We start from the raw sequence: 18,841 nt of genomic DNA, 5'->3' as shown, positions 1-18,841 counted from the left end.
AATGGCAAAAAGAAGAGCAAGAGATACACGTTACAAGAATAAACCAGGCACTCGCAGGATGCGTTTTCGCATCCTGCTGGTGTTTGGTTTTGTTATTTTAGGATGCATTGGACTGACGGCGCAGATCATCCGTCTGAATAAGGTCAAGGGAGACAATTACACGAAGCGTATGCTGGCACAGCAGAGTCACACAAGCAATGCGATCCCGTATAAGCGCGGGGATATTGTGGATACGAATGGCAACAAGCTGGCAACAAGCGTGAAGGTATATAATCTGTTCCTCGATCCGGCGGCGATCTTAAAGGACAAGAAATATCTTCAGCCGACGAAGGATGCGCTGGAAAATGTATTTGGCATTTCCGGCAGCGATGTTGACAAAATTCTGAAGGACAATCCGACATCCCGTTATTACCTGATGAAGGAATACGGGGAATTGGACAAGGACATTGTCACGAAAATGGAGAAGTTGCAGGAAAAGGATGAGAATATCCGCGGTATTCATTTTGAGGAGGAATACAAGAGAGAATATCCGTATTCCACGGTGGCATGTGATGTGATCGGCTTTTGTACCGATACCAATAGCGGAACCTGGGGCATTGAGAATACCTATAATGATATGCTCAACGGTACAAACGGCAGACAGTTCGGTTATTATGATTCGGAACTGAATCTGGTCAAGACGATCAAGGCGGCGACCAACGGATATACCGTTAAATCGACGATCGATGTCAATGTACAGGGGATCATGGAACAGCATATCCAGAAGTTTATGAAGAATACCGGTGCCAAGAAGATTGCCTGCCTGTTGATGAATCCGAATACAGGAGGCATTGTGGCAATGGGTTCCAACTCTGTGTACGATCTGAATGATCCGCGAAATCTTTCCGTTGCCTATACGCAGGAGGAGATTTCGGCGATGTCCGAGGAGGAGCAGCTTAAGGCACTCAACGAGCTCTGGAGAAACTACTGTATCAGTGATTCCTATGAGCCGGGTTCTACCTTTAAGCCGATTACGGTTGCGGCATGTCTGGACGAGGGTAAGGCAAGCCGGAAAAGCACGTATGTCTGCGATGGTGGACAGCAGGTGGCAGACCGTTATATTAAATGTGTGGCAAACCGTTACGGTGGTCATGGTGCGCTTTCTCTGGGACAGGCACTCATGGTTTCCTGTAATGATGTGATGATGCAGATCAGTGCAAAGCTTGGCAAAGAGAAATTCCTGGATTATATGGATGCGTTCGGCATCGGAAGAAAGACAGGGATCGATCTTCCGGGTGAAGCAACGGGAACAGTCTTTAACAATGATACGATGCATTCCACACAGCTTGCGACCTCAAGTTTCGGACAGAGCCAGACGGTCACAATGGTACAGATGGCTGCAGCATTTTCGGCGATTGTCAACGGAGGTAATTATTATCGTCCACATGTTGTTGAGGAGGTTTCCAGTGAGTCGGGTGCTGTGATACAGTCGGAGGATGATGCCGTGGAGAGTAAGGTGATCACAGAGAAGACAAGCCGCCTTCTGCGCAAATTCCTTCTGGCAACGGTAGAGGAAGGAACCGCTAATCCGGCATCCGTAAAGGGCTACAAGGTCGGTGGTAAGACCGGTACCGCAGAGAAGATTCCGCGTGGACAGGGCAAATACCTTGTTTCATTTATCGGTTGTGTTCCGGCAAATAATCCAAAGCTTGTCGTTTATACGGTTATTGATGAGCCAAACGTCGAGGATCAGGCACACAGTACCTATGCGACAGAGTTTACAAGCAGCCTGCTCAAAGATATTTTACCAATGCTTGAGATCTACCCATCTGGGAAGAAATCAGATATTACAAAAGCAAGTAAATTAAAGCTGCCATCTACGGCAAAGAGCAATCTGGATGAGGAAGCTCCGGAGGGAGGTTATTCGGATAGCAGCTATGGCGTTGCTCAAAAGGCGGCAGATGATGAAGAGGGTGATACCGGAATGAATAATTAATCGCTTTTGCTAATAGATATTAAGGAATGTCAGTAGAAGCGGAGTGATCCGGTGGATGACGGAATATCTCAAGCAGAGCAGAACCAGACAGAGACAGAGGATCCTTTTTGTCTATGCAATGGTTGTACTTGTAATGATAGGACTTGCCGGCAGATTGTTATATCTGATGGTAAACAGGGCAGACTATTATGGAGAGAAAGCGAAGAAAGTACATCAGCGTCAGCGTGCTGTTAAAGCGGCAAGAGGCATTATTTATGACAGAAACGGTACGGAGATTGCTTCGAATAAGCCGGTATCAACAATCTCAGTGATCCACAATCAGATTGTGGAGCCGGAGAAGGTGATCGAGGTGTTGTCAACGCTTCTTGATCTGCCGGAGGAAAAGGTCCGCAAACGTGTGGAAAAGGTGTCCTCCATTGAGAAGATCAAGTCGAATGTTGATAAGAAGATTTCTGACAAGATCCGTGATATGGAGCTTGCCGGGGTGATGGTGGATGAGGACTACAAGCGGTATTATCCGTATTCGGAATTTGCGTCAAAGGTGATCGGCTTTACCGGGGCGGACAATCAGGGCATTGTCGGCATGGAGGTTGCCTATGACAAATATCTTCAGGGAACGGATGGAAGCATCCTGACCATGACAACTGCCAGAGGGCTGGAGATTGATGGCAAGGCGGAGGAACGCGTGGAACCCGTGGCGGGAGCAAATCTTTATACAAGCCTTGATGTTAATATCCAGACGTTTGCACAGCAGGCGGCAGAAAAGGTCCTGAAGCAAAGAAAGCCGGGAGTGTGCGCATCCTGATGATGAATCCGCAGAATGGAGAGATCTATGCGATGGTCAATGTGCCGGAGTTTGATCTGAACGATCCGTATACACTGCCTGACAAAAAGGCTGACTCCTATTCGGAGAAAAAGAAGCAGGTAGCACTCAATGGAATGTGGCGTAATGCCTGTGTCAGTGATACCTATGAGCCGGGCTCAACCTTCAAGGTCATTACGGCGTCCTCGGCACTTGAGGCGGGGGTGGTGAAGCTTACAGATACCTTTCACTGCCCGGGCTTTAAGATCGTGGAGGATCGCCGGATCCGTTGTCATAAGACAACCGGGCATGGTTCGGAAACGTTTGTACAGGGCGTACAAAACTCCTGCAATCCGGTGTTTATGGAGGTGGGAGCAAGGCTTGGCGTGGACAATATGTTTCAATATCTGAACCAGCTTGGGATCTTAAGCAAAACCGGCATCGATGTTCCCGGTGAGGCGGCGACGATCATGCATCAGAAGGAGAATGTGGGAGCGGTTGAACTGGCGACCATGTCCTTCGGACAGTCATTTCAGCTTACGCCGGTGCGGCTTCTGTCCACGATCAGCATGATCATTAACGGCGGTACACAGATTACACCCCATTTTGGCGTTAAGCTCGAAAGCAGTGATGGTTCAGCGGTAAAGAAGCTACTTATCCATCCGCAGAGGGTGTGATCTCAGCGCAGACCTCGGAAACTATGCGGATGATCCTGGAGTCCGTTGTGTCTGAGGGCTCCGGTAAAAAGGCGTATGTGGAGGGATATCAGGTGGGTGCCAAGACAGGAACCTCCGAAAAGCTTCCACGCAGCAGCAATAAATACATTGCCTCCTGCATGGGCTTTGCCCCGGCGGACAATCCGGTTGTTGCCGCACTGGTTCTGATCGATGAGCCGCAGGGGATATATTATGGAGGCACGATCGCAGCCCCTGTGATCTCCGAACTATTGGACAATGCGCTTCCTTATCTGGGTGTCGAAAGAGGTGATGTCGTGACCAATGCGCCGGGTTGATTTCTGGCGGTGATTGGATTACAATAATCATTACGAATGAAAAGGCTCTGTGTGAGTATCAAAGTACCATTAGAATCCGAAATAAGCATGAGGAGGAATAAGAATGGATTACTTCGATACGGTGATACCGGTGCTGCTTTCATTTTCAATCAGTGTCATATTATGTCCTATTGTCATTCCGTTTTTAAAGTGGCTGAAGTTTGGACAGTATGTCAGAGATGATGGACCCAAAAGCCATCTGAAAAAGGCAGGAACGCCTACAATGGGCGGATTGATCATATTGATCTCTGTCGTTGTGACATCCTCGCTTTATCTGCGTGATTATCCGGAGATCCTTCCGGTGATCTTTGCGACAGTTGGGTTTGGATTGATCGGATTTCTCGATGATTACATCAAGATCGTTATGAGGCGTTCTCTGGGATTGCGGGCATGGCAGAAGCTGGTGCTGCAGCTTCTGGTGACAATTATTTTTGTGTATTATTACACACAGCACCTGCATTACGAGATGCAGATGCTGATCCCGTTTACCGGAGGAATTGCATCCGGAAGATATATTGCTCTGCCGGGATGGCTGTTTATTCCGTTTTTATTTTTTGTCATGGTGGGAACTGTCAACGGCACAAATTTTACGGACGGACTGGATGGGCTTGCATCCAGCGTGACGCTGCTTATTGCTGTGTTTTTTACGGTGGTCGCGATCGGTACGGGAAGTACGGTTGCACCGGTATGCGCAGCGGTTGCGGGAGCGTTGATGGGATTTTTAGTATTTAATGTGTATCCTGCCAGTGTCTTTATGGGAGACACCGGCTCGCTGGCATTGGGAGGCTTTGTTGCTTCGACAGCGCTTCTTCTGAAAATGCCGCTATATATACTGATCGTAGGGATGATTTATCTGGTGGAGGTTCTGTCGGTAATCCTTCAGGTAGGATATTTTAAGATAACCCACGGCAGAAGAATCTTTAAAATGGCACCGATACATCATCATTTCGAACAGAGTGGATGGTCGGAGACAAAGGTAGTCGCTGTGTTTTCAATCGTGACGGCGTTGTTTTGCCTGATCGCACTGGCGGCTCTATAAAAGGTACCGATGAGATAGGAGGAAATCATGGATTTTACAGGGAAACGAGTTCTTGTAGTAGGAACAGGAGTGAGCGGTATTGCAGCGATCAGGCTGTTGGCCGCCAAGGGAGCGAAGCCGGTTGTGTTAGAGGGCAACGAAAAGGCAGACAGAGAGCAGGTTGTATCAAGGATTCCGGAGGGGATTGGGTATGATCTGATCATCGGCAATCTGCCGGAGGAAGTTATGGATACATTGGATCTTGCTGTGTTAAGCCCGGGTGTACCAACGGATCTTCCGTTTGTAATCAAACTTCAGGACAAAAAGATACCGGTCTGGGGAGAGATTGAGTTAGCATATGCCTGTGGCAGCGGACGTCTTGCGGCGATCACCGGAACCAACGGAAAGACAACGACGACAGCACTGACCGGTGCGATTCTGCGTGAGTATTATGACAGTGTATTTGTGGTAGGTAATATCGGTCTTCCTTATACCGAGTACGCTCTGGAAATGAAGGATTCCTCTGTGACGGTTGCCGAGGTCTCAAGCTTCCAGCTCGAAACGATTCATACATTTCAGCCGGAGGTCAGTGCGATCTTAAATATCACACCGGATCATCTGAACCGCCATCATACGATGGAGTGCTACATTGACACAAAGGCGCGCATCGCCGAGAACCAGACGAAGGCTCAGATCTGTGTACTGAATTATGAGGATGAGCATCTTCAGAAGCTGGCAGCAAAGATCCCGGCAGATATTTTCTGGTTCAGCAGCAAGCGACCGCTGGAGCGTGGAATCTGGCTCGATGGAGAGGATATTATCTATAAGGATGGAGAGGAGATCAAGATCTGCACGATTCATGATATGCAACTGCTCGGTGTCCACAACTATGAAAATGTGATGGCAGCAGTGGCGATCGCGATGCATATGGGTGTTCCGGTTGAGTGTATCCGCAAGGCAGTGGCTGAATTTAAGGCAGTGGAACACCGTATCGAATTTGTTCGTGAGGTTGGCGGCGTGAAGTATTATAACGATTCTAAAGGAACGAATCCGGACGCAGCGATCAAAGCGGTAGAGGCAATGGTAACACCGACGGTAGTAATCGGCGGCGGATATGATAAGCAGTCCTCCTATGAGGAGTGGATCGCTTCCTTTGGAGACAAGGTGAAATGCCTTGTGCTTCTCGGAGCAACAGCAGATAAGATCGAGGCAACAGCACGAAAAGCAGGGTTTACGAATATTGTCCGCGTCGGTTCCCTGAAGGAGGCTGTGGAGGCATCCGCAGTACAGGCGCAGAGTGGTGATGCGGTTCTTCTGTCGCCGGCATGTGCAAGCTGGGATATGTTTAAGAGCTATGAGCAGAGAGGTACTTTGTTTAAGGAGTATGTGAATCAGTTATAATTAGTCCGGAAGGAATGGAAAGTGATATGGCAAGAGTGCAAAATGGCAGACGGGAGCAAACCTCCCGCAGAAACAGCACTGCAGGTGAAAGAAAGAAAAGAGAACGCTATTACCGCCAGTATGATTATATGCTTTTGTTCATGACGGTGGCGATCGCGCTGTTTGGTATTCTGATGATCTACAGTGCCAGCTCCTACACGGCATCAACCAGCCGTTTTGGAGATCCGTTTCGTTTCGTGTCCCAGCAGCTGAGAGGACTGATTCTTGGTGTGGCAGCGATGCTGATCATATCTAATCTGGATTACAGAGAGCTTTATCTGGGGAAGATCAACTGGATCTATATTTTCTATGGGCTCTGTATTGCGATGCAGGTTGCGGTGCTGATCCCGGGGATCGGAATTGAGCATAACGGTGCGAGACGATGGCTGAAGATCGGTGTAGAGTTCCAGCCTTCAGAGTTTACCAAGATCGGTGTGATCCTGTTTGTGGCATATGCGATCTATCAGTCCAGACGTTCGATGGATACTTTTACAGGCTTTTTAAAGCTGATCGGCGTTTATGTCTTACCGGTGGTTGGACTTATCGCGGCGGAGAATCTGAGTACGGCGATCATCGTCGGTGTTATTGCTGTTGGAATGTGTTTTGTGGCGAGCAAACGTAAGAAATACTTCATTGTCTGTGGTATTGTCGGAGTTGCGGCGGCTGCGGCGTATGCTATGATCGGCGGAGGTTTCCGTGCCGGTCGAATCACATCGTGGCTTGACATCGAAAATTCGCCGGGAGGCTTTCAGATCCTTCAGGGCTTATATGCGATCGCATCCGGCGGGATCCATGGAAGCGGACTCGGAGAGAGTATGCAGAAGCTCGGTTATATTCCGGAGGCATATAATGATATGATCTTTGCGGTTATTTGCGAGGAGCTTGGCATCGTGGGTGCTGTCATGGTGATGGGAGCATTTCTGGTGCTTTTGTGGCGTATCGTCATGATCTCCTGTAATGCACCGGATATTTTCGGAAGCATGGTCTGTGCCGGTTCCATGATACATATTGCGATCCAGGTGCTTTTTAATATCGCGGTCGTAACCAACACGATCCCGTCCACCGGTGTACCGCTGCCGCTGATCAGCTACGGTGGCACTGCCTGTGCGATCATGATGTTAGAGCTTGGACTGGTGCTTGGCGTCTCAAGACAGATCAAGCTGAAATAGGAGGAATTTTTTGAAACACATAAAGATAATCATTGGAGTGATCCTCGGCATTCTGCTTATTGTATCAGGAACCTTTTTCTTCCTGAAGATCACACAGGTGAAGGTTGAGGGTGGAGATATTTACTCGGATCAGCAGATCATAGCATCGGCAATGTCCGATAAATACGCCTATCATACACTGTATTTTCTGGCAAAGAGCAAGCTGGGACATGTGGACTGCCTGCCGTTTGTGCAGGAGATTGATGTGGAATGGGATTCGCCGACCGGAATTGTGCTGCATGTGTATGACAAGACCATCAGCGGCTGCGTCAAATATATGGGGCAGTACATTTATTTTGATAAGGACGGTGTTGTGCTTCAGAGCCTGACAGAGCCGATGGACGGAGTGCCGGTGGTTACAGGCATCAAGTTTGGTAAATTTACCATGAATGAAGCGTTCGAAGTCAAGGATGATACGCTGTTTGAAACGATCATGAATCTGTCCAGGCTCATCAGGCATTATAAGGTGAAGGTAGACCAGATCAAGTTTGACGGGAGAAATGTCACTTTGTATTCCGGTAAGGTGGAGGTTTATCTGGGACAAAAGGATTTTTATGATGACGATATGGCAGCACTTGCCAGTGTTCTCAAAAAGACGCGCAAGAAGGATCTGGCGGGAACGATCAACATGGAAAATTTCACCTCCGGAGACCGTATTATCCTGAAAACAGCAGGGGATACGCCGGCAGATGGAACATCAGATGCGTCGGATTCGCAAGATGCAGATGCACAGCCGACCGATCAGCCGGATGACGGGCAGACAGAGGGCGATAGCGTGGAACAATAAAACAAATGTTCTCCTTGATTATTCTGTGTTTTCTTAGTATTATATAGAATAGGTTTGGAATGTTGATTTGTTCCGGTTTGAGACAGGAATTAACTGATGATAGCAGATAAGATAAATTATATGAAAAAGAGGAGGAGCAGTCGTGTTAGAAATTAAGACAAGTGAGTCAGATTCATCTGCAAAGATTATAGTAATAGGTGTCGGCGGCGGCGGAAACAACGCAGTAAATCGCATGATCGAGGAAGGTATTCAGGGTGTTGAGTTTGTATGTGTCAACACCGATAAGCAGCATCTGTTAAACTGCAAGGCACCGAATTGTCTGCAGATTGGCGAGAAATTGACAAAAGGACTCGGTGCAGGAGCTTCTCCGGAGGTAGGACAGGCAGCAGCAGAGGAGAACAAGGATGAGATCACGGATATTATCCGTGGTGCAGATATGGTATTTGTAACATGTGGTATGGGAGGCGGCACCGGTACCGGTGCCGCACCTGTTGTTGCACAGCTTGCAAAGGATATGGGAATCCTTACCGTAGGTATCGTGACAAAGCCATTCTCATTTGAGGCACGTACCCGTATGAACAATGCGCAGTCAGGTATTGACCGCTTAAAGGAGCATGTTGATACATTGATCGTGATTCCGAATGATAAGCTGTTACAGATCGTTGACCGCAGAACCTCCATGGAGGATGCGCTTAAGAAGGCAGATGAGGTTCTTCAGCAGGGTGTTCAGGGTATCACCGACCTGATCAATGTGCCTGGACTGATCAATCTTGACTTTGCCGATGTACAGACTGTTATGAAGGACAAGGGCATTGCTCACATCGGTATCGGTACCGGTGAGGGAGATGAGAAGTGTCTGGATGCTGTGAAGCAGGCTATTTCCAGCCCTCTTCTTGAGACAACGATCGAGGGAGCATCCCATGTTATCGTTAATATTTCCGGTGATGTGGCACTTCTTGAGGCTAATGAAGCCGTATCTTATATTGAGGAGCTTACCGGTGAGAACTGTAACATCATCTTTGGTGCGATGATCGATGATACCATGACCGAGAAGGTTAAGATCACTGTAATTGCGACAGGACTGGACGGAGAGACACCGGCAGCAATTCCAAGCTTTGCAAAAGCTGTGGCTCCGAAGACGAACTTTGCAACAAGAGAGGGACAGGTTGCTTCCTCTGTTCAGAAGAATGTTTCTGTATCACCGGTTCAGCAGCCGGCACCGGCTCCACAGGGTGCACCTGCGTACAGCAGACCGGCGTCAGAAAGTGGCGAGATAAAGATACCGGTATTCTTGCAAAGAAAGAAATAAAATACATAAACGAGAGGGGTTGCCGTAAGGCAGCCCCGTTTTCGCAGTATGGGAACTACCGGTGAGGCGGCAGCTTTGAAGGTATTGTGGCATCACCGACAGAAATGAGGTTATAGAATGGATCAGAAAGATATCAGACAAAGAGAAACGGAGGGAAAGGAGACAGCGGTTCTTCTGAAACGGCTGCGTGTATCGGCAGTGTTTCACGCACTGCTTGTATTGCTGGGGGCATTTGTGACGCAGTTTGTCGCATCTAGCTCTGCATGATCGTAACAGGAGTGTATGTACTGTTTGTGCAGGGAAGGACGAGAGAAGATCTGTCAAAGCTTCTGATGGGGTCGCTGGGTGATTGCTCCATGATCATTTCTCTGGTCTATGCAGTGGGGGCGATCGTGTGGTGCGGCATCCTGTATTACCGCTGGACCTGGAGGGAGCGGCCGTTTTCCTACCGGAAGGCCTTTGAGGGAGCAAGGATTCCATGTGCGATCGCACTGGGCTTTGGTGCCTGTATGGTATTTAATGTGATCGTCAGTGCGGCGGCAACGTTGTTTCCGGATGCATTTGTTTCCTATCAGAAGCTGATGGGCAATCTTGATTTCAGAGCGAGTATTCTGACCGTGCCGTATGTTATGCTGGCCGGACCGGTGGCGGAGGAACTGATCTTTCGCGGCGTGATCTTAGACCGCTTAAAGCCGGCATTTCCGTTCTGGGTTGCCAATGTCATGCAGGCAGCACTTTTTGGATTTTTCCATCTGAATGTGATCCAGGGCTTGTACGCTTTTGTTCTTGGTATTTTACTGGGAATGGTTGTGAGGGTGACAGGAAGTATCATCGGTTCGATGATCACACATATTATATTTAATGCGACCTCGATCGGACTTAGTGTTCTGGCAGTATATGCAGAGGACTTCTACCGGAAGACGGCGATCTATATCCTGACAGCGGCAGTGATCTGTTTTATTCTGGGCTTCCGCTATTATGTGCATCAGTATCATGTGGTAATGTCCGAAGAATCACAGACATTGGAATAAATGATGAATTATGATATACTGAATGATAAGCAAAACCAAAGGCAGGGAGTGCTGAAATGAAAAATGAGAATAACAATCCGAGAAAATCAAATATTATAGGCATTTGCGTTTCACAGCTTCAGAATCATGAGGTGTCCGGTCTGACACATACCATATATCAGTGCGCCAGAGCAAATGGTTATCAGGTTATGGTGTTTGGCTGCTTTGCCAAGATGGATTTCCCGACACCGCATTCCAATGGTGAGGCATCCATTTTTGAGAATATTCCGATGAAGGATCTGAAGGCACTGATCCTCATGGGGCAGACGATTCTGCACAGGGAGCTGTTACTGAGACTGCGCGATGAAGCGGTAGCGGTTGGAACACCGGTGATCACGGTGGATTACGAGCTGGAAAAATGCTTCAACATTCGCTTGGACTATCTGTCCTGCTTTAAGCGGCTGGTGCGTCATGTGATCGAGGGGCATCACAGACATAATCCGTATTTTATGGCAGGGTTTAAGGGCAATGCCTTTTCGGAGGAGCGTCTGGACGCTTTTGTTGAGGTGCTTGAGGAAAACGGTATGCCGGTAGTGCAGGAGCATATTGCGTATGGTGATTTCTGGGGAAAGCCGGCACGCCGCGTCTGTGAACAGTGGATGGAGAGGACAGACGATTTCCCGGATGCGATCATCTGCGCCAATGATACAATGGCACTGGCGGTAATCGATGTGCTGGAGGAGAACGGTTATCATGTGCCGGAGGATGTGATCGTGACCGGTTTTGATGGCATTGAGCTAATTAAATACTGCATTCCGAGGCTGACGACCGGACGTGTTGATCAGGAGGAGATTGCAGAGCAGATTATGCATATTGTGAAACGTGTCGAGACGGATCCGGAGACGGCACCACAGTCCGTGCTGGTGCCATTTCATATTTTGCGGGGAGAATCCTGTGGCTGCGCACCGATCCATTTCCAGCCATCGAATCAGTATGTACTGGAGTTAAATGACCGTATCGACAGAAAGCAGATTCACATTGACCGGATCTTCGAGATGATGACAGAGATGACGGAGGGACATTCTATGCTGGATGTTCTGAAGCGTTTTCCGGAATGTGCGCCGGATATGATAGATGGAGACTGTCAGGTGTTTGTGAATGAATACTTCTGTCGTCACACGGATATACCGATATCGAAGGGTTTCCGGAAGGATGATATTCTTCTTCTGTTGGAACAGAGGGACGGAAAGACGTCACTTCCGCTCCTTAAAGTGAAAAGCCACAGCATTGATATGATCCCGCAGGAGATCCTTGAGAAGACGGACAGGCTTTTGTATCTTCCGCTGCACTGGCAGAATGAGGTTTATGGTTATATATCGCTGGAATGCAGTGATAAGGAGTTTGATTATGAGCGCCTGAAGGATTTTATGATGGCAATGTCTCAGATCCTTGGTATTGTCAGAAACCAGTCGCAGCTATATGATATGTATATCAGGGATTCGCTGACCGGGCTGTACAACCGCAGGGGCTTTTATGGAGAGCTTGCAAGCCGCATGAAGTCGTTAAAAGGAAAGAAATGCTATATCTTTCTTGCATCTGTGGATCTGGACCATCTTAAGAGCATCAATGACACACATGGCCACGGAGAGGGAGATGTTGCGATCCGGGCAGTAGCAGATGCACTTGTCGAGGCGGCAGGAGACAATGGAATCTGTGCGAGATTTGGCGGAGACGAGTATGTCGCAGTCTGTCTCTGGAATGAAGGAAAGGTTCCGGAGGACTTTGTGGCAGGCTTTCAGAAGCGGTTGCTACTGTGGATCGATGACTGGAATCAGGCAGAGAATAAGCCGTATGAGCTGGGAGCAAGCACGGGCGTGATCCTGGAGCCGATCCATGATGTAGATGATATCGACGAGCTGATGAAGAAGGCGGATGATAATATGTATGATTGTAAGGTGAGACATCATAGCATACGGGCAAGACGCAGAGTATAAAGGGTTCAGGGCTTACGCTGGATGGGCAGGGACGATTCTGAATCAATGAACTTATGAAGAAGAATTAAATAAATACCGCAATGTCTGTGCGGTGAGGAAAGGCGGGTGTTGTCATGGGAGATAAAACAGTCAGCGATGAAATGCAAATGTACAGTCATGTGTTTTCTGTTCTCGGAAAATGCACGGATGATTATTTGTTTGTACTGGATCTGCAGAACAACCGGTATATGATTTCGGACAGTGCAACTAAGATTTTTCCGTTTGAAGCGACAGAGATGTCGAATGCGTTTAAAGCACTGGAAAGTATCGTATATCCGCAGGATTATCCGATGCTGGAGCAGAATCTGCAGGATATTATTACCGGACGGTCAACAGAACATGATATGGAATATAGATGGGTAGGAAGGAATGGAAAGCCGGTATGGATATCCTGCCGTGGACAGGTTGTCAATGACGCAGATGGAAAGCCGGAATTTCTGATCGGAAGAATTACCGATATCGGCAAGAAGAGTAAGATTGATGGTGTGACCGGTCTGTACCGGGAACATTCCCTGAAGAATCAGCTTCGGAGAATGTCTGAGGAGGATCGGCTGGAGGGATATCTGCTGCAGATCGGTATCGATAATTTCAAGGAGATCAATGAGAAATGCGGCAGTGAGGTCGGCAATGAGGTTCTGCTGAATATGGCAGAATGTATCAAAAAGGTTGTCGGAGATACCGGCAAGGTATACCGTATGGGCGGAGATGAGATGGCAATCCTTGTTCCGGGGATCTTTCATGAGAAGAAAGAGGATCCGGCTAAAGCATTGTACAAGAAAATCCGTGATAAGATCGACCAGATTTTTTCAGAGGGCGGTCATATGATCTATTTCACGATTTCTGCCGGAAGTGTTTATTTCCATAAGGAGGACCGGGATGTCGGAAAGCTGATCGAGTATGTTGGCTTTGCATTGCATCAGGCGAAGATCAGCGGCAAGAATAACTGTATGAGATATTCGTATGCCGTTTACGAGGAATATGTCCATGCGCTGGATGTTCAGGAGGAGCTTCGAAAGGACATTGAAAATGATTTTCAGGGCTTTGAACTGTACTATCAGCCGGTGGTCAATATTGCAAAGAAAAAGATCCTTGGAGCCGAGGCATTGATCCGCTGGCACAGCAAGAAGTTTGGTTTCATGTCACCGGGACAGTTTATTCCGATGCTGGAGGAGACAGGTCTTATTATTCCGCTGGGGCGCTGGATCACGCGGACGGCAATACAGCAGTGTGTGAAGTGGCAGAAGGTTGTGCCGGGGTTCCGGATGAATGTAAATCTTTCCTTTGTGCAGATTAAGAAGAGTAATGCACTGCAGGATATTCTGTTTCTGATCGATACGCTCAATGTGGACAAGAGCGTTCTGATGATCGAGGTGACGGAGAGCGGAGAGATTGAGAGCGGCGTGGCTGCAAGAGTCTTGCGTTCCTTTAAGGATGAATCCATCCCGTTAGCAATCGATGATTTCGGCACAGGCTATTCGAATCTTCGCTATGTGAAGGATATGACGTTTGATCTGGTAAAGATCGATCAGTCCTTTATCCGGAATATCACACACAGCAAGTATGATTATCTTGTGGTGAAGCAGTTTACCGAGCTGGCACATTCTCTGAATCTGACTGTGTGCTATGAGGGTGTGGAGACGGAGGAGGATTTTAAATGTGTCCTTGGTCTGAAACCGGATTATATTCAGGGATATTATTTCTCCCGGCCGGTTCCGGCAGAAGAGTTTGAGCAGAAATGTCTCGATCAGCCGGTAGTATTTTAATGACAGAATGAACTACATAATATAAAGCGCGCAGGGAGCGCAGAAAGAGGAAAACTATGGCATGGTATGACAGTGCAGTATTTTATCACATCTATCCGTTGGGACTTTGCGGATGCAGCAAAGAGAACACAGGAGTCCCAGAGAGCCATTTCGGGCAGTTGAAACAGTGGGCAAAGCATGCCTGTGATCTGGGCTTTACGGCAATTTACATCGGACCGCTTTTTGAGTCGGTGGGACATGGCTATGAGACAACGGATTACAAGAAGGTGGACATCCGCCTTGGTACCAATGAGGATTTCAGAGACTTTGTGGACTATTGTCATGATATGGGAGTAAAGGTCGTTGTGGACGGTGTGTTTAATCATGTCGGACGACGCTTCTTTGCCTTTGAGGATCTGCAGAAGAACCGTGAAACTTCCCAGTACCGTGATTGGTTCTGTAATGTGAATTTTGGTGGCAATAATGAGTATAACGATGGCTTTTCCTATGAGAACTGGGGCGGCTACAATCTTCTGGTGAAGCTGAATCAGCGTAATCCTGCGGTAATGCAGTATCTTTATGATGTGATTCGTTTCTGGATCGATACGTTTGATATCGATGGAATCCGTCTGGATGCGGCAGATGTGCTTGATTTTGATTTCATGAAGGGAATGCGTCATGAGACTGCTCAGATGAAGGAGGATTTCTGGCTGATGGGCGAAGTGATCCATGGCGATTACAGCAGATGGGTCAATGACCAGACGCTTCATTGTGTCACAAATTATGAACTGCATAAAGGACTTTATTCCGGTCACAATGATCACAATTATTTCGAGATCGCTCATACGATCCGACGTTTAAATGACATCTGCCGTGGCAGCCGTCTGTATACCTTTGCGGACAATCACGACGTGGAGAGGATTTATACGAAGCTGAATCAGAAGGAGCACCTAAAGCTGGTAACACTTCTGGTTTATACGTTGTATGGAATTCCCTCTGTTTATTATGGATCTGAGTTTGGCATTGAAGGAAAGAAGGAGCAGGGCTCTGACTGGAATTTACGTCCGTATCTGGAACTGTCCGATTTTGTGGACACCGTAGAGAAGAATCCGGTGACGGCACTTTGTGCGAAGCTTGGAGCAATGAAGAAGCAATATCCGGAGCTGACCGATGGAGCATATCAGGAACTGCATCTGACCAACCGCCAGTTTGCATATGGCAGAGTGTTAGACGGAAGCTGTATGGTGACAGCATTGAATTGTGATGATAATACGGCAGTGCTGGAGTTTGGCGTGCCGGTGGACGGCAAGGTTACAGACCTGCTTGGTTGTGCAGAGAATGTCAGACTTCAGGATGGAAGACTTTGTGTGACGCTGCCTGCCAATACAGGTACTGTACTATATGTTGGACAGAGAGAGACGGAGCAGGCAGATGATGGATTGTGGAACGCGCAGCCTGTCTCAAAGACAGAGATGTCCACGCAGCCGGAGGGCACAGTTGCGAATCAAGATACAGAGTCGGTGAATGGACAGGAGAACCCGGTGACAGCCTGTGAAGATAATGAAAATGCGCAGGAGGATGCAGCAGGTAAGACGGAAGCTGCACAGGAGACAGTGGAAAACGCAGAAGCCGTAGAAAGCAAGGCTGATCAAAATGTATCGGGACAGGCCGTAGTGTCCAAAAATACGGACACACAGAACACTCCTCAAATAGCAGGAATCATTCTGATGACAGAGGATATGGGACGGATGATGGATTTCTACCGTAATGCACTTGGCTTTGAGATGGAACAGCAGGGAAGCAGAGCGTATTGTAAGAAAGATGATATGGTGCTTACGATGGTTGGACGAAGAGATTATGAGCGTCTTACCTGCCGTGGTTATGGTTATGGCGGTGGTGTGACGAATCATTTCCATCTGCGTATTCTGACCGGAGATGTGGAGAGTTTATATCAGAAATGTCTCGGCTGCGGTGCACAGCATGTGACCGGACCGGCTGGCAATGAGTGGGGCGAGTTTACCGCATGTGTGGCAGATCCGGACGGTAATATCGTTGAGATTGTTGACCGGTAACCGGGTGATATGATGAAAGCACTGAGGCAATACAAGTAAGAAGTTTTGCTTTGAATATAGCTGGGAGATTTCAGATTTTGGGAAAGGCTTGGTAAATATGGCAAGAAGAGATAAGACAAATTATTATCTGGATCTGGCAGATGTCGTATCGAAAAGGGGAACCTGTTTGCGACGTCATTACGGTGCGGTGATCGTCAAGAATGACGAGGTCATTTCTACAGGTTATGTGGGAGCGCCGAGAGGACGGAAGAACTGCAGTGATCTGGGAAGATGTATCCGTCAGGAAATGGAGATTCCGAGAGGAGAGCGATATGAGCTTTGCCGCAGCGTTCATGCAGAAGCCAATGCGATCATCAGTGCGGAGCGTGAGAAAATGATCGGGAGTACGCTTTATCTGTCCGGGCGCGAGGTGGCAACCGGACGCTATGTGAAAAACTCCAACAGCTGCTCGATGTGCAAGAAAATGATCATTAACGCAGGCATTGAAAAGGTTGTGATCCGTGATACGCAGGATGATTACAGAGAGATCATGGTGCAGGAATGGATCGACCATGACGATTCCCTGGACGGTGTCCGCGGATATTAATGGCATGTAAGAATAAGAAGCGCGAAACAATTTCAAACTGTTTCGCGCTTCTTGTTCTTACATGTCAAGGAAAATGCTTGTATCTCCTTAACTTAAATAGAAAACAGCAGCTCCGTGCTTTTTCAAGGAGACATTGATCGTCTCTATTGCCTCGGCGGTCTGTCCGCTCCAAAGCTCTGTGGATCGTACCGGATGGTAGATTTCAAGATCCTCCAGTGGAATCCGGATCTCACTGTCCTTCTCGTCGGTGTTAAAGATAGCGGCATACTGTCCGCCCTCGCTGCTGACAGCGGTCCAGAGGATGTGTTCGGTGCCGTCGATCAGCTTCTGCCATACCGGGTGGGAATGGCGGGCATTGCGGTGCATTTTCAGAATCTCCTCGTTGGTGATCAGTCCCATTGTGAAATCATCAAATCCGGTCATCTCACCGCCGATGATCAGAGGAGAGCGGAAGATGCTCCACAGAGACATCATTGTGATCTGTTCATCCTGCGTAAACTCGGTGCGAAGAGCCGGGTCATAGTCCTGCTTGATCGGACCGATCGGCAGCATGTCCGCATCCGGATAACAGCCATGGCCGGTGTGGATGCACCACTGCCTTGCACGGTCAAACATATCATAAAGCTGCGGCCAGGAATCCCAGAAATCATCGGTGATACGCCACATGTTGGATGTCTGCTTATAAAGCTCAGCTTTCTCGATCAGAGCCGGTCCCGGTGACAGGCTTAAGACCATGTCTCTGCCACAATCCTTTAGCGACTGAGACAAAAGGATCAGCTCAGACTCCTCATGAGGAAGCTCTCTTGCGATGTCATCGCACTTGATAAAATCAACGCCCCAGGAAGCGTAAAGCTCAAACAGGCTGTCGTAATATGCTTTGGCACCATCGGCATCCGGGTTGACACCGTACATATCTGTATTCCAGTGACAGATGCTGTCTGTCTTGGCAATCTGTCTGGCGGTCTGTGTGCTTCCTTTGATCGGCGTGTTCTGATGAACGGCCTGACGTGGAATTCCACGCATAATGTGGATACCGAACTTCAAGCCGAGAGAGTGAACATACTCTGCCAGCGGAGCGAAGCCCTTACCGTCTGCCGAAGAAGGAAAACGGTTAACAGCGGGGATCAGGCGGGAATATTCGTCCATGCAAAGCTCTGTAAACGGATGATATTCATGGTTCTGTGCCGTTGGTTCTGCCCACTGGATATCCACGGTAATATATTCCCAGCCGTACTGCTTGAGATGCTCTGCCATAAAGGCTGCGTTGTCACGGACAATATCTTCCGTGACAGCGGCACCATAGCAGTCCCAGCTGTTCCAGCCCATTGGTGCGGTTTGTAGATTCATAGATAATCCTCCGATTCTTTTATTTGCAAAGGTTTGTCACGACCTGATTGATCACCTTGCCGTCGGCCTTGCCCTTCAGCTCACCCATAACAGCCTTCATGATCTGTCCCTTGTTGCCGGTAGCAATCACATCGGTAAACTTATCGATGATGATTGCACGGATCTCATCCTCAGATAATTGCTTTGGTGCATACTCCTCCATGACGGAGAGGGTAAATGTATACTCGTCCTTCAGATCGGTACGGTCAGCAGGGCAGGTGTCGATCTGCTCCTTGACACTCTTGATCTCCTTAAGGATTGCGCGGTCGACTAACTCCTCAGGAATGTCATCACGGCATCCCTCATCGATCGCAAGCTTCTTAGCCGCGGATACCAGTACGGAAATAGCCTCCTTACGTTCTTTCTCTCTTGCCTTCATTGCGGCGATCATCGCCTGCTGTAATGTTTTAAACTGCATGATA

At 48.2% G+C, this 18,841-nt stretch carries 14 protein-coding genes and 1 pseudogene; 13 read left to right on the top strand and 2 right to left on the bottom strand.

Features of this window, described 5'->3' with window-relative positions:
- Nucleotide 1 precedes the first annotated feature (1 nt).
- The 13 genes and pseudogenes from DXA20_RS07415 to DXA20_RS07360 all read left to right on the top strand — a co-directional run bounded on the left by DXA20_RS07415 (nucleotide 2) and on the right by DXA20_RS07360 (nucleotide 17,033).
- Nucleotides 2-1,975: a peptidoglycan D,D-transpeptidase FtsI family protein gene (locus DXA20_RS07415; RefSeq protein WP_118559835.1), complete on the top strand. Its 1,974-nt coding sequence runs from the start codon at nucleotides 2-4 to the stop codon at nucleotides 1,973-1,975.
- A 55-nt stretch (nucleotides 1,976-2,030) separates the two neighbouring features.
- Nucleotides 2,031-3,789: pseudogene (locus DXA20_RS18365) on the top strand (peptidoglycan D,D-transpeptidase FtsI family protein).
- A gap of 103 nt (nucleotides 3,790-3,892) precedes the next feature.
- Nucleotides 3,893-4,867, top strand: coding sequence for a phospho-N-acetylmuramoyl-pentapeptide-transferase (gene mraY / locus DXA20_RS07405; RefSeq protein ID WP_022306633.1), 975 nt, complete (start codon nucleotides 3,893-3,895; stop codon nucleotides 4,865-4,867).
- Between the two features lie 27 nt (nucleotides 4,868-4,894).
- Nucleotides 4,895-6,247 carry a UDP-N-acetylmuramoyl-L-alanine--D-glutamate ligase gene (murD, locus tag DXA20_RS07400; RefSeq protein WP_118559834.1) on the top strand — a complete coding sequence of 451 codons (1,353 nt, stop codon included), beginning with the start codon at nucleotides 4,895-4,897 and terminating at the stop codon, nucleotides 6,245-6,247.
- A 26-nt stretch (nucleotides 6,248-6,273) separates the two neighbouring features.
- Nucleotides 6,274-7,455 carry an FtsW/RodA/SpoVE family cell cycle protein gene (locus DXA20_RS07395; protein ID WP_022306631.1) on the top strand — a complete coding sequence of 394 codons (1,182 nt, stop codon included), beginning with the start codon at nucleotides 6,274-6,276 and terminating at the stop codon, nucleotides 7,453-7,455.
- A gap of 10 nt (nucleotides 7,456-7,465) precedes the next feature.
- Nucleotides 7,466-8,281, top strand: a complete 816-nt coding sequence (locus DXA20_RS07390) for a cell division protein FtsQ/DivIB (RefSeq protein ID WP_118559833.1) — start codon at nucleotides 7,466-7,468, stop codon at nucleotides 8,279-8,281.
- A gap of 142 nt (nucleotides 8,282-8,423) precedes the next feature.
- Entirely contained in the window at nucleotides 8,424-9,590 is a 1,167-nt protein-coding gene (ftsZ, locus tag DXA20_RS07385) for a cell division protein FtsZ (protein WP_118559832.1), read from the top strand.
- A 117-nt stretch (nucleotides 9,591-9,707) separates the two neighbouring features.
- Nucleotides 9,708-9,857, top strand: coding sequence for a hypothetical protein (locus DXA20_RS16150; RefSeq protein ID WP_158577163.1), 150 nt, complete (start codon nucleotides 9,708-9,710; stop codon nucleotides 9,855-9,857).
- Entirely contained in the window at nucleotides 9,854-10,621 is a 768-nt protein-coding gene (locus tag DXA20_RS07380; RefSeq protein ID WP_118559831.1) for a CPBP family intramembrane glutamic endopeptidase, read from the top strand. Before DXA20_RS16150 ends, DXA20_RS07380 begins: the two co-directional genes overlap by 4 nt.
- Nucleotides 10,622-10,677: 56 nt before the next feature.
- The gene (locus DXA20_RS07375; RefSeq protein ID WP_118559830.1) at nucleotides 10,678-12,594 is read left to right on the top strand and encodes a diguanylate cyclase domain-containing protein; all 1,917 of its coding nucleotides are present in this window, start codon (nucleotides 10,678-10,680) and stop codon (nucleotides 12,592-12,594) included.
- A 113-nt stretch (nucleotides 12,595-12,707) separates the two neighbouring features.
- Complete coding sequence (locus DXA20_RS07370; protein WP_118559829.1) at nucleotides 12,708-14,396, top strand: bifunctional diguanylate cyclase/phosphodiesterase; 1,689 nt, start codon at nucleotides 12,708-12,710, stop codon at nucleotides 14,394-14,396.
- Between the two features lie 56 nt (nucleotides 14,397-14,452).
- The gene (locus DXA20_RS07365; RefSeq protein WP_118559828.1) at nucleotides 14,453-16,447 is read left to right on the top strand and encodes an alpha-amylase family glycosyl hydrolase; all 1,995 of its coding nucleotides are present in this window, start codon (nucleotides 14,453-14,455) and stop codon (nucleotides 16,445-16,447) included.
- 97 nt (nucleotides 16,448-16,544) lie between these two features.
- Nucleotides 16,545-17,033 (top strand): deoxycytidylate deaminase, encoded by a 489-nt coding sequence (locus DXA20_RS07360; RefSeq protein ID WP_022306624.1) that lies wholly within the window; start codon nucleotides 16,545-16,547, stop codon nucleotides 17,031-17,033.
- Nucleotides 17,034-17,120: 87 nt separating this feature from the next.
- Here the strand turns inward: DXA20_RS07360 and DXA20_RS07355 are convergent, their stop codons facing one another.
- Together DXA20_RS07355 and DXA20_RS07350 are read right to left on the bottom strand one after the other, a co-directional pair.
- Nucleotides 17,121-18,380: a glycoside hydrolase family 27 protein gene (locus tag DXA20_RS07355; RefSeq protein ID WP_118559827.1), complete on the bottom strand. Its 1,260-nt coding sequence runs from the start codon at nucleotides 18,378-18,380 to the stop codon at nucleotides 17,121-17,123.
- Nucleotides 18,381-18,399: 19 nt separating this feature from the next.
- A complete protein-coding gene (locus DXA20_RS07350; protein WP_022306622.1) occupies nucleotides 18,400-18,837 on the bottom strand; it encodes a GatB/YqeY domain-containing protein in 438 nt (145 codons plus the stop codon).
- Nucleotides 18,838-18,841: the final 4 nt, after the last annotated feature.

The sequence above is a fragment of the Roseburia sp. AM59-24XD genome (genome assembly GCF_003478445.1).
Classification (GTDB): domain Bacteria; phylum Bacillota; class Clostridia; order Lachnospirales; family Lachnospiraceae; genus Jutongia.
This window is presented reverse-complemented; position numbering and strand designations above follow the sequence as displayed.

What these genes read in the sequence shown, in the direction of transcription:
- DXA20_RS07415 (WP_118559835.1), top strand. Translation starts at nt 2, where the DNA reads ATGGCAAAAAGAAGAGCAAGAGATACACGTTACAAGAATAAACCAGGC.
- mraY (WP_022306633.1), top strand. Translation starts at nt 3,893, where the DNA reads ATGGATTACTTCGATACGGTGATACCGGTGCTGCTTTCATTTTCAATC.
- murD (WP_118559834.1), top strand. Translation starts at nt 4,895, where the DNA reads ATGGATTTTACAGGGAAACGAGTTCTTGTAGTAGGAACAGGAGTGAGC.
- DXA20_RS07395 (WP_022306631.1), top strand. Translation starts at nt 6,274, where the DNA reads ATGGCAAGAGTGCAAAATGGCAGACGGGAGCAAACCTCCCGCAGAAAC.
- DXA20_RS16150 (WP_158577163.1), top strand. Translation starts at nt 9,708, where the DNA reads ATGGATCAGAAAGATATCAGACAAAGAGAAACGGAGGGAAAGGAGACA.
- DXA20_RS07380 (WP_118559831.1), top strand. Translation starts at nt 9,854, where the DNA reads ATGATCGTAACAGGAGTGTATGTACTGTTTGTGCAGGGAAGGACGAGA.
- DXA20_RS07375 (WP_118559830.1), top strand. Translation starts at nt 10,678, where the DNA reads ATGAAAAATGAGAATAACAATCCGAGAAAATCAAATATTATAGGCATT.
- DXA20_RS07370 (WP_118559829.1), top strand. Translation starts at nt 12,708, where the DNA reads ATGGGAGATAAAACAGTCAGCGATGAAATGCAAATGTACAGTCATGTG.
- DXA20_RS07365 (WP_118559828.1), top strand. Translation starts at nt 14,453, where the DNA reads ATGGCATGGTATGACAGTGCAGTATTTTATCACATCTATCCGTTGGGA.
- DXA20_RS07360 (WP_022306624.1), top strand. Translation starts at nt 16,545, where the DNA reads ATGGCAAGAAGAGATAAGACAAATTATTATCTGGATCTGGCAGATGTC.
- DXA20_RS07355 (WP_118559827.1), bottom strand. Translation starts at nt 18,380, where the DNA reads ATGAATCTACAAACCGCACCAATGGGCTGGAACAGCTGGGACTGCTAT.
- DXA20_RS07350 (WP_022306622.1), bottom strand. Translation starts at nt 18,837, where the DNA reads ATGCAGTTTAAAACATTACAGCAGGCGATGATCGCCGCAATGAAGGCA.